Annotated in this window: 9 protein-coding genes; 8 read left to right on the top strand and 1 reads right to left on the bottom strand. The window is 70.7% G+C overall.

The annotated features are described in order from the left end of the window. Positions 1–860, top strand: an 860-nt coding sequence (locus OU415_RS31870; protein ID WP_270953199.1) for a sensor histidine kinase, incomplete at its 5' end; no start/stop codon positions are given. Positions 861–903: 43 nt separating this feature from the next. Here the strand turns inward: OU415_RS31870 and asnB are convergent. After that, positions 904–2,733: an asparagine synthase (glutamine-hydrolyzing) gene (asnB, locus tag OU415_RS31865; protein ID WP_270953198.1), complete on the bottom strand. Its 1,830-nt coding sequence runs from the start codon at positions 2,731–2,733 to the stop codon at positions 904–906. Between the two features lie 172 nt (positions 2,734–2,905). On the opposite strand from asnB, the gene OU415_RS31860 reads away from it, so the two are divergent. The 7 genes from OU415_RS31860 to OU415_RS31830 all read left to right on the top strand — a co-directional run bounded on the left by OU415_RS31860 (position 2,906) and on the right by OU415_RS31830 (position 10,955). Then, on the top strand, positions 2,906–3,130 hold the full coding sequence (locus OU415_RS31860) for a hypothetical protein (RefSeq protein ID WP_270953197.1): 225 nt from the start codon (positions 2,906–2,908) through the stop codon (positions 3,128–3,130). Further along, complete coding sequence (kdpF, locus tag OU415_RS31855; protein ID WP_270953196.1) at positions 3,127–3,222, top strand: K(+)-transporting ATPase subunit F; 96 nt, start codon at positions 3,127–3,129, stop codon at positions 3,220–3,222. Before OU415_RS31860 ends, kdpF begins: the two co-directional genes overlap by 4 nt. After that, positions 3,222–4,883, top strand: coding sequence for a potassium-transporting ATPase subunit KdpA (gene kdpA / locus OU415_RS31850; RefSeq protein WP_270953195.1), 1,662 nt, complete (start codon positions 3,222–3,224; stop codon positions 4,881–4,883). The genes kdpF and kdpA overlap by 1 nt, the downstream gene beginning before the upstream one ends. Next, a complete protein-coding gene (gene kdpB, locus OU415_RS31845) occupies positions 4,880–6,949 on the top strand; it encodes a potassium-transporting ATPase subunit KdpB (protein ID WP_270953194.1) in 2,070 nt (689 codons plus the stop codon). The genes kdpA and kdpB overlap by 4 nt, the downstream gene beginning before the upstream one ends. Positions 6,950–7,052: 103 nt before the next feature. After that, entirely contained in the window at positions 7,053–7,634 is a 582-nt protein-coding gene (locus OU415_RS31840) for a potassium-transporting ATPase subunit C (RefSeq protein ID WP_270953193.1), read from the top strand. A 103-nt stretch (positions 7,635–7,737) separates the two neighbouring features. After that, on the top strand, positions 7,738–10,278 hold the full coding sequence (locus OU415_RS31835) for a sensor histidine kinase (protein WP_270953192.1): 2,541 nt from the start codon (positions 7,738–7,740) through the stop codon (positions 10,276–10,278). Further along, positions 10,275–10,955 carry a response regulator gene (locus OU415_RS31830; RefSeq protein ID WP_270953191.1) on the top strand — a complete coding sequence of 227 codons (681 nt, stop codon included), beginning with the start codon at positions 10,275–10,277 and terminating at the stop codon, positions 10,953–10,955. Before OU415_RS31835 ends, OU415_RS31830 begins: the two co-directional genes overlap by 4 nt. The last annotated feature ends 3 nt before the right edge of the window (positions 10,956–10,958 follow it).

Below are 10,958 nucleotides of genomic sequence, written 5' to 3'. Positions count from 1 at the left end.
CCGACGCGCTCGCGGCGGGGCAGCTGGATCGGCGCGTGCCGGACCAGGACCCGCGGACCGAGACCGGGCGGCTCGGATCGGCGCTGAACACGATGCTCGGTCGGCTGGTGGACGCGTTGCAGCAGCGGGAACAGTCCGAGCAGCGGTTGCGGCGGTTCGTCGCGGATGCCTCGCATGAGCTGCGCACGCCGCTGACGTCGATCCGCGGATTCGCCGAGCTGTACCGGCGCAGCGACCAGCACCGGCCGGAGGACGTGCGGATGATGATGCGCCGCATCGAATCCGAGGCGGTGCGCATGGGAGGGCTGGTCGAGGACATGCTGCTGCTGGCCCGGCTGGACCGGGAGCGCACCGTGGACCTCGTCGAGCTCGACCTGGTGCCGCTGGTGCAGGACGTCCTCGCGGACGGGCGGGCGCGCGATCCCGATCGGGAGATCACCGCCCGCGCACCGGAGCAGCTGCGGGTGCTGGGGGATGGTCCGCGGCTGCGGCAGGTGCTGACGAATCTGGTGAGCAACGCCTTGCTGCACAGCACGCCCGGTTCGCCGATCACCGTCGAGGTGGCGTACGGCGCGGTCGAAAGCGGCGCTTCGGCGTCCGCGGGGGCGGAGATGCCGGTGGGCAGCCCGGTCGTGGTGGTGTCGGTCTCGGACCGCGGACCGGGGATCGCGGCGGAGGACGCGAGCCGGATCTTCGACCGCTTCTACCGGGTCGACGACGGCCGTACCCGGCAGGCGGGCGGCACGGGTCTTGGCCTGGCGATCGCGGCGGCCCTGGCGGAAGCCCACAACGGCCGCGTCGAGCTCCGCGCGAATCCCGCTGGGGGCAGCACTTTCCGCCTCCTGCTGCCGCTGTCCTGAGCCGGTCGGGGGTGCGCGGAGGGGCCCGCGCACCCCGGCGGGATCAGAGCTTGATCGTCGGGTTGTGGATGTCGAACCAGGTGGCCAGGTCGAGGGCCCGCTCGAAGTGGAAGCGGGTCGGCGTGTCGATGGTGGCCGGGTCCTTGGCCAGCGCTTCGCGCAGCCACGGGCCGTTCATCAGCGACAGCGCTTCGCTGCCCGCCGCGACCAGGTCCGACACCTGGGCCTGCAGGGCCGCCGCGTACTTCGGGTCCTGTGTGGACGGGTACGGGCTCTTCACCCGGTCCACCACCGACTTCGGCAGCGCGTCCGCGGTGGCGTGGCGCAGCAGGCTCTTCTCCCGGCCGTCGAAGTTCTTCAGCGCCCACGGGGCGTTGAACACGTACTCCACCAGCCGGTGGTCGCAGAACGGCACCCGGACCTCCAGGCCGACCGCCATGCTCATCCGGTCCTTGCGGTCCAGCAGGATCCGCACGAACCGGGTCAGGTGCAGGTAGCTGATCTCCCGCATCCGCCGTTCGAAAGCGCTCTCCCCGTCCAAGGTCGGTACTGCTGCGAGCGATTCGCGGTACCGGTCGGCCACGTAGGACTCGAGGCTCAGCACGTCCTGCACGTGCGGGTCCAGCACCTGCGACTCGCCGTCGCGGTGCGCGCGCACCGCCGCCAGCCACGGGAACGTGTCGGCCTTGCGCACCTCCGGGTCGTGGAACCACTGGTATCCGCCGAACACCTCGTCCGCGGACTCGCCGGACAGCGCCACCGTGGAGTGCTCGCGGATGGCCTTGAACAGCAGGTACAGCGACTGGTCCATGTCGCCCAGGCCCATCGGCAGGTCGCGGGCCTGCACGGTGGCCCGGCGCACCGCCGGGTCGGCCAGCGCGTCGGGGGAGAGCACGATGTCCTGGTGCTTCGAGCCCACGTGCTGGGCAACGTCGTGCACGTAGGGCGTGTCCGGGGTGGCGCGCAGGTCGTCGGGCACGAAGTTCTCGGCCTGGCCGAGGAAGTCGACCGCGAAGCTGCGCACCTGCTCGCCGCTGCGGCTCAGCTCGAGGCCGGCCAGCGCGGTGATGGCGCTGGAGTCCAGGCCGCCGGAGAGCAGCACGCAGCGCGGCACGTCGGAGATCAGCTGCCGCGCGACGATGTCGTCCAGCAGTTCCCGCACGTGCTGCACGGTGGCCTGCTGGTCGTCGGTGTGCTCGACGGCGTCGAGCTGCCAGTAGGTGTGCTCGCGCAGGCCGTTGCGGTCGACGGTGAGGATCGTGCCCGGCTCGACCTCGCTCATGCCCGCCCACACGGCCTGCCGCGGCGTCTTGACCGGGGTGAACAGCTCGCGCAGCCCGTCGGCGTCGACGACCTTCTCCGCCAGCGGGTTGGCCAGGATCGCCTTGGGCTCGGAGCCGAACAGCACGCCCTGCTCGGTCGGGTAGTAGTACAGCGGCTTGATGCCCATCCGGTCGCGGATCAGCAGCAGCTGCTCGGTGCGGCTGTCCCAGACGGCGAAGGCGAACATGCCGTTGAGGTGCTCGGCGACCTTCGCGCCCCACTCCAGGTAGCCGTGCAGGACGACCTCGGTGTCGCTGTCGGTGGCGAAGCGGTGGCCGCGGCGGCGCAGTTCGTCGCGCAGTTCGGTGAAGTTGTAGGCCTCGCCGCTGTAGACGATCACCACGTCGCCGTCGGGGGAGGTCATCGGCTGCGTGCCGCCGGGCAGGTCGATGATGGCCAGCCGGCGGTGGCCGAGCGCGGCGTGCGGGGCCACCCAGGTGCCGCGGGCGTCGGGGCCCCGGCAGGACATGGTGTCGCACATGGCGTCGATCGCGGGTTGTTCGCGGGTGAGGTCGCGCTGGAAGTCGATCCAGCCGGAGATTCCGCACATGGCCCGTTCTCCTCTCGGTGTTCGGATTTCGTGCGGGCAGTTCAGGGGGTTCCCGGACGCGTGCCGGAACTATTTACCGAGGTTAACGAGATCGTTGCATCGATGAAACCAACTCACGGGGTGAAGTGTCCCACTCACGATCCGTGCACACCGGGCGGAATGGTTCAAACCGGTGCATCAAGAACGCGTCAACGCGTTGATCCGCCGCGTCAAGGAGCCGTCTGAGGGCCTTCACCTGATCGGCCACGAGGACTTCGCTAGGTCCGGGCGGTCGCCGACCCGGCGGCCCGGAGATGCGAAGGAGTGCGCAGCGGTGGCTGATCTGGCCTTCGCCGTGGTGCTGATCGGCGGGTTCCTCGTGCTCGCCCTGATCTTGCGCGGTTTGGAGCGGTTGTGAGCGCATTGCTGGCCAACGTCGCCGGGGGCGCGTTGGCGTTGCTGTTGATCGGTTATCTGTTCGTCGCCCTCGTCCGGCCGGAGAAGTTCTGATGAGTTCGCTGACGGTCGGCCTGGTCCAGGTCGGCCTCCTGGTCCTGGCCATCGGGGTGGTCTACCGGCCCCTCGGTGACTACCTCGCGCACGTCTACACCAGCGAGGAGCACTGGCGCGTCGAGCGGGCGGTGTACCGCCTGGTGCGCGTCGAACCCGACGTCCAGCAGCGCTGGACCACTTACGCCGCAGGCGTTCTCGGCTTCTCCGCGATGTCCGTCGCGCTGCTGTACCTGTTGCAGCGGTTGCAGCCGTGGCTGCCGTTGAGCCTGGGGCGCGGCGCGGTGGATCCCGCGGTCGCGTTCAACACCGCGATCAGCTTCGCGACCAACACCAACTGGCAGTCCTACGTGCCGGAGCAGTCGCTCGGGCACGCGGTGCAGATGGCCGGGCTGACCGTGCAGAACTTCGTGTCGGCGGCGGTCGGCATGGCGGTGGCGATCGCGCTGGTGCGCGGCTTCACCGCGGCGGGCACCGGGCGCATCGGCAACATCTGGGTGGACATCACCCGCGGCTGCACCCGCGTCCTGCTGCCGATCGCGGCGGTCGCGGCCGTGCTGCTGATCGCGCTGGGCGCGGCGATGAGCCTGGCCGCCGGCATCCACGTCGTCGGGCTGGACGGGCAGGCGCACACCATCGCCACCGCGCCGATCGCCGGCCAGGAGGCCATCAAGGAGCTCGGCACCAACGGCGGCGGGGTGCTCAACGCCAACTCGGCGCACCCGTTCTCCAACCCCGGTGGCCTCAGCAACCTGCTGGAGATCTTCCTGATCCTGGTGATCCCGCTGGCCCTGACCCGCACCTTCGGCACCATGGTCGGCGACCGCCGCCAGGGCCGGGTGCTGCTGGCGGTGATGGTCTCGATCATGGCGCTGATGACCGCGCTCGTCTGGTGGGCCGAGAGCCACCCGAACGGCCCCGCTGCGCTGGCCGCCGGCGGCGCGCTGGAGGGCAAGGAGGCGCGGTTCGGGCTGTTCCTGTCCGGCCTGTTCGCGGTCGCCACCACCGGTACCTCCACCGGCGCCGTCAACTCGATGCACGACAGCTTCACCGGGCTCGGCGGCCTGGTGCCGATGCTGAACATGCTGCTCGGCGAGGTCGCGCCCGGCGGCGTCGGATCCGGGCTGTACGGGATCCTGGTGCTGGCCGTGATCGCGGTGTTCCTGGCCGGGCTGATGGTCGGGCGGACCCCGGAGTACCTGGGCAAGAAGCTGGGGCGGCGGGAGGTCACCGCGGCGGCGATCTCGATCCTGGCCATGCCGACGGTGGTGCTGCTCGGCGCGGGCATCGCGCTGGCGCTTCCGTCCACATCGGACGCCATGACCAACACCGGCGCGCACGGGCTCTCGGAGGTCCTCTACGCCTTCGCCTCCACCGGCAACAACAACGGCAGCGCCTTCGCCGGGCTCACCGTCACCAGCGACTTCTTCCAGGCCGCGCTCGGGCTGGCGATGCTGTTCGGCCGGTTCGTGCCGATCCTCGCGGTGCTGATGCTGGCCGGTTCGGTGGCCGCGCAGCAGCGCGTTCCGGCCACGGCGGGCACGTTGCCCACCACCGGCCCGCTGTTCGCCGGACTGCTCGGCGGAACCGTTGTCCTCGTCGCGGCGCTGACCTTCCTGCCCGCGCTCGCCCTCGGACCGATCGCGGAGGCCCTCGCATGACCACGACCTTGGCGGAACCCCGCACCGAACGAGCCGAAACCGGTCCGCGCAAGCTCGGCGCGGGCGCGTTCAGCCCGCAGCAGCTGTGGACCTCGTTGCCGGAAGCGCTGCGCAAGCTGAACCCGAAGCACCAGCTGGCCAACCCGGTCATGTTCGTGGTGTGGGTGGGTTCGGTGCTGACCACCGTTCTCGCGGTGTTCGAGCCCAGCGTGTTCGGCATCTCGGTGGCCGCGTGGCTGTGGTTCACCGTGCTGTTCGCCAACCTCGCCGAAGCCGTCGCCGAAGGGCGCGGCCGGGCGCAGGCGGAATCGTTGCGGCGCACCAAGACAGAGGCCGTCGCGCGGCGGCTGGTCGACGGGGCCGAGGAGCGGGTTCCCGGCACTTCGCTGCGGATCGGCGATGAAGTGGTGGTCGAGGCGGGGGAGGTCATCCCCGGTGACGGTGACGTGGTGCGCGGCATCGCGACCGTCGACGAATCGGCGATCACCGGCGAATCCGCCCCGGTCATCCGGGAATCCGGCGGCGACCGCTCGGCCGTGACGGCAGGCACCACCGTGCTGTCGGACCGGATCGTCGTGCGGATCACCACCAAACCCGGCGAGACCTTCGTGGACCGGATGATCGCGCTGGTCGAAGGCGCGCAGCGGCAGAAGACGCCGAACGAGATCGCGCTGACGATCTTGCTGTCCACGCTGACCGTCATCTTCCTGCTCGCGGTCGTGGCGCTGCAGCCGATGGCCGGCTACTCCGGTTCGCTGCTGTCGGTGATCACGCTGACCGCGCTGCTGGTGTGCCTGATCCCGACCACCATCGGGGCGCTGCTGTCGGCGATCGGCATCGCGGGCATGGACCGGTTGGTGCAGCGCAACGTGCTCGCCAAGTCCGGTCGTGCGGTGGAAGCGGCCGGGGACGTGGACACGCTGCTGCTGGACAAGACCGGGACGATCACCTTCGGCAACCGGCGGTGCACCGAGCTGATCCCGGTCGGCGGCGCGACGGTGCGGGAACTGGCCGAAGTGGCGCGGTTGTCGAGCCTGGCCGACAAGACCCCGGAAGGCACCAGCATCGTGGCGTTCTGCGTCGAGCAGTTCTCGCTGCCGGAGCAGGCGAGCGGCGCGGAGCTGGCGGCCGAAGAGGTCGAGTTCTCGGCGCAGACCAGGATGAGCGGCATCGACGTCGACGGCCGTGAGATCCGCAAGGGCGCGACCAGCGCGGTTCGGGCCTGGGCCGGGGGCGTTCCGGACGAAGTGGTGGCGCTGACCGGCGAAATCGCTTCGCAGGGCGGCACTCCGCTGGTCGTCGCCGAGCGCAGCGGCGGGAACACCCGGGTGGTCGGGGTGATTCGACTGTCCGATGTGGTCAAACCGGGCATGGCGGAGCGCTTCGCCGAGCTGCGCGCGATGGGCATCCGCACCGTGATGGTCACCGGCGACAACGAGCTCACCGCCAAGGCCATCGCCGCCGAAGCGGGCGTCGACGACTACCTCGCGGAGGCCAAACCCGAGGACAAGATGGCGCTGATCAAGGCCGAGCAGGAGGGCGGGCGGCTGGTCGCGATGACCGGCGACGGCACCAACGACGCGCCCGCGCTCGCGCAGGCCGACGTCGGGGTGGCGATGAACACCGGCACGGCGGCGGCCAAGGAAGCCGGGAACATGGTCGACCTGGACTCCGACCCGACCAAGCTGATCGAGATCGTCGAGATCGGCAAGCAGCTGCTGATCACCCGCGGCGCGCTGACGACCTTCAGCATCGCCAACGACCTGGCCAAGTACTTCGCGATCCTGCCGGCGATGTTCGTGGCGATCTACCCGCAGCTGGACGCGCTGAACGTCATGCGGCTGGCCACGCCGACCTCGGCGATCCTGGCCGCGGTGATCTTCAACGCGCTGATCATCGTGGCGCTGATCCCGTTGGCGCTGCGCGGAGTCCGCTACCGGCCGTCGACTGCCAGCGCCCTGCTGCGGCGGAACCTGCTGGTGTACGGCCTGGGCGGCATCGCCACCCCGTTCCTGGGCATCTGGCTGATCGACCTGCTGATCCGCTTCGTCCCCGGCATCGGCTGAGGAGTCCCACCATGTGGACCACAGTTTCAATTGAAACTGCAGAACCCGGGCGCGGCCGATCGCAGTTTCAATTGAAACTGCAGAAGATCTGGAGAGGTATCCGATGAAGAAGACCCTGTTGCGGCAGGCGTTGGCGGGGTTGCGGCTGCTGCTGGTGGCCACGGTCGTGCTGGGCGTGGCGTACCCGCTGGCGATCTGGGGGATCAGCCGGATCCCCGGCCTGCAGGCCAACGCCGAGGGCTCGCAGATCGTGGTGGACGGCCGGGCGGTCGGCTCGTCGCTGATCGGCATCGACCCGGTCCCGGCGGACCCGGCGCACGACCCGTACTTCCACACCCGGCCGTCGGCCTCCGGCGACCCGTCGGCCACGGGAGGTTCCAACTACGGCGGGGACAACCAGAAGCTGCTGGCGGCGGTGCAGGAGCGGCGCGCCGCGATCGCCCTCCGAGAGGGCGTGGCACCGGCGCAGGTGCCCGCGGACGCCGTGACGGCGTCGGCCAGCGGCGTGGACCCGGACATCAGCCCGGCCTACGCGGACCTGCAGGCACCGCGCGTGGCTCGGGTCACCGGGCTGCCGTTGGGCGAGGTCCGGCGCCTGATCGCGGAGAACACCACAGGTGGGGTGATCGCCGAGCGCGTGGTCAACACGACGACCCTCAACGTCGCCGTCCACCAGGCAGGATGAGGTTCGTGAGTGCTTCGGGGTGCTGTGGCGCCCCAAAGCGCTCACGAGCAGCCAACGGAGCGGTGCAGCCGCTATTAACAGCGGGTCGTAGGAGACTGGGAGCGTGGGAGAGAGCGGACGGCGGCGCGGGGAACTGCGGATCTACCTCGGCGCGGCACCAGGTGTGGGGAAGACCTACGCGATGCTCAACGAAGCGCACCGCAGGGCCCAGCGCGGCACCGACGTGGTGGTCGGCTTCGTGGAGGACCACGGCCGGGCCAACACCGCCGCGCTGCTCGACGGCCTCGAGGTCGTGCCGCGCGCGACGGTCGAGCACCGAGGCGTCGAGCTCACCGAGATGGACCTCGCCGCCGTGCTCGCCCGCAAACCGGAGGTCGCGGTCGTCGACGAGCTCGCGCACACCAACGTCCCCGGCTCTCGCAACGAGAAGCGCTGGCAGGACATCGAGGAGCTGCTCGACGCCGGGATCACCGTGCTGTCCACGGTGAACGTGCAGCACCTGGAGAGCCTCAACGACGTCGTGGAGGGGATCACCGGCATCCGCCAGCAGGAGACGGTGCCGGACGAGGTGGTGCGCCGCGCCGAGCAGATCGAGCTCGCCGACATCACCCCCGAAGCGCTCCGCCGCCGGATGGCGCACGGCAACATCTACGCCGCCGACCGGGTCGACGCCGCGCTGGGCAACTACTTCCGCACCGGCAACCTCACCGCGCTGCGCGAGCTGGCGCTGCTGTGGCTGGCCGACCAGGTCGACGTGGCGCTGCGCCGCTACCGCGCGGAGAAGAAGATCACCGACACCTGGGAGGCCCGCGAGCGGGTGGTCGTCGCCGTCACCGGTGGCCCGGAGAGCGAGACGCTGATCCGCAGAGCGCGCCGCATCGCCGCCCGTGCGGGCGCGGAGCTCCAGGTGGTGCACGTGCTGCGCAGCGACGGCCTCGCCGGCGTCTCGCCGGTGGGCGTCGCCCGCGCGCGCAAGCTCGCGGACGCGGTCGGTGCCAGCTTCCACACGGTCGTCGGTGATGACGTGCCGGAGGCGCTGCTGGAGTTCGCCCGTGCCGCGGACGCCACGCAGCTGGTCGTCGGCACCTCCCGCCGGTCCCGCTGGGCGCGGGTGTTCGACGAGGGCATCGGCGCGGTGACGGTGCAGAAGTCCGGTGCCATCGACGTGCACATGGTCACCCACTCCGAGGCCGGCGGGCGGCCGCTGCTGAGGAGGATCGCCCGCAACCCGCTGTCCTCGGTCCGCCAGGTCTGGGGCTGGGTGCTGTCGGTGCTGCTGCCGAGCGCGGTCACGGCGGTGGCCTACGAGTTCGGCTTCGACTCGCTGTCCACCGACGTCGTCGGCTACTTCCTGGTCACCGTCATCGTCGCGCTGGTCGGCGGGATGGCACCGGCGATCGTCGCCGCGCTGCTGTCCGGCGGGCTGCTGAACTTCTTCCTGACCCCGCCGCTGTACACGCTGACCGTCGCCGAACCGCAGAACCTGGTGACGGTGATAGCGATGATGATCGTCGGCATGGTGGTCGCCTTCACCGTCGACCGCGGGGCGCGCCTCGCCGAGCAGGCCAGCAGCGCGCGCACCGAGGCAGCACTGCTGACGTCCTACGCCCGAACTGTGCTCACCCACCCGGATCCGCTGCCCCGGCTGCTGGAGAAGGTGGTGGAGAACTTCGGCCTGACCTCCGCGGCGCTGCTGGAGCGGACCCAGGACGGTTGGCAGGTGGCGGCTTCCACCGGCGCGCAGCCCTGCACCAGCCCGGACAAGTCCGATGTGGACATCGAGGTCAACCCGGACGTGCACCTGGTGCTCGAACGGTCCGGACGGCCCCTCCCGGCGGCGGATCGCACGGTGCTGGAAGGTGCGGCCGGGCAGGCGCTGGTCGCGCTGCGCCAGCAGCGGATGGCCGCGGAAGCTCTGGAGGCGCAACGGCTCGCCGACGCGACGCAGCTGCGCACCGCGCTGCTGTCCGCGGTCGGGCACGACCTGCGCACCCCGCTGGCCTCGATCAAGGCCTCGGTGAGCAGCCTGCGCGCCCCCGACCTCCAGCTCTCCGCGGAGGACACCTCCGAACTGCTGGCCGGGGTGGAGGAATCGGCGGACCGGCTGACCGATCTGGTCGGCAACCTGCTCGACTCCTCCCGGCTGGCCACCGGCGCGATCGCCCCGCGGCTGCGCCCGGTCGGCTACGACGAGGTCGTGGCGGGCGCGCTGGCCGGACTGGACGGGCAGCAGCACATCGACGTCGAGATCGACGAGTCGCAGCCACCCGTGCAGGCCGATTCGGGGCTGCTGGAACGAGTGGTGGCCAACGTGGTGCAGAACGCGCTGAAGTACGGGCGTCCGGACGGCGGGCGGATCAGCATCCGCGCCAGCGAGCACGCGGCCCGCGTGGAGCTGCGGATCGTCGACCACGGTCCGGGCCTGCCCGAAGGCTCGGCGGACGCGGTGTTCGCGCCGTTCGAGCGGCTCGGCGAGCATGGTGAGCGCGGCGACCAGGGCCAGGCCGGGGTGGGGCTCGGGTTGAGCGTGGCGCAGGGGTTCATGACAGCGATGGGCGGCACGATCCGCGCGGAGGACACCCCCGGCGGCGGGTTGACGATCGTGCTCTCGTTGCCGGTGGCGGACGGACAGGGGAAGCGATGACGAAGGTCCTGGTGATCGACGACGAGCCGCAGCTGCTGCGCGCACTGCGGATCAACCTGAGCGCCCGCGGCTACCAGGTGCTCACCGCCGTCGACGGCGCATCCGCGCTGCGCGCTGCGGGCGACGGGAAACCCGACGTGGTGGTGCTCGACCTCGGCCTGCCTGACATGGACGGCGGCGAGGTCATCGCGGGGCTGCGCGGCTGGACGACGGTGCCGATCATCGTGCTCTCGGCCCGCACCGACTCCACGGACAAGGTGCTGGCGCTGGACGCGGGAGCGGACGACTACGTCACCAAACCCTTCGGCATGGACGAACTCCTGGCCCGCCTGCGCGCCGCGGTCCGCCGCGCCAGCACCACCGGCGCGGCCGACCAACCGGTGGTGGAAACCGCGACGTTCACCGTGGACCTGTCCGCGAAGCGGGTCCTGCGCGACGGCGAGGAGATCCACCTGACGCCGACCGAGTGGGGGATGCTCGAAGTCCTGGCCCGCAACCAGGGCCGCCTGGTCGCCCAGAAGCAGCTGCTCAAAGAGGTCTGGGGACCCCAGTACGCGAACGAAACCCACTACCTCCGCGTCTACCTCGCCCAACTCCGCCGAAAGCTGGAACAGGACCCGAGCCACCCCCGGCACCTGATCACCGAACCAGGGATGGGCTACCGCTTCGAACTCTGAGCC

The organism is Saccharopolyspora oryzae (assembly GCF_027853915.1).
Lineage (GTDB): Bacteria > Actinomycetota > Actinomycetes > Mycobacteriales > Pseudonocardiaceae > Saccharopolyspora > Saccharopolyspora oryzae.
Note: the sequence above shows the minus strand (reverse complement) of the source record. Positions and strands in the feature narration are given on the sequence as shown.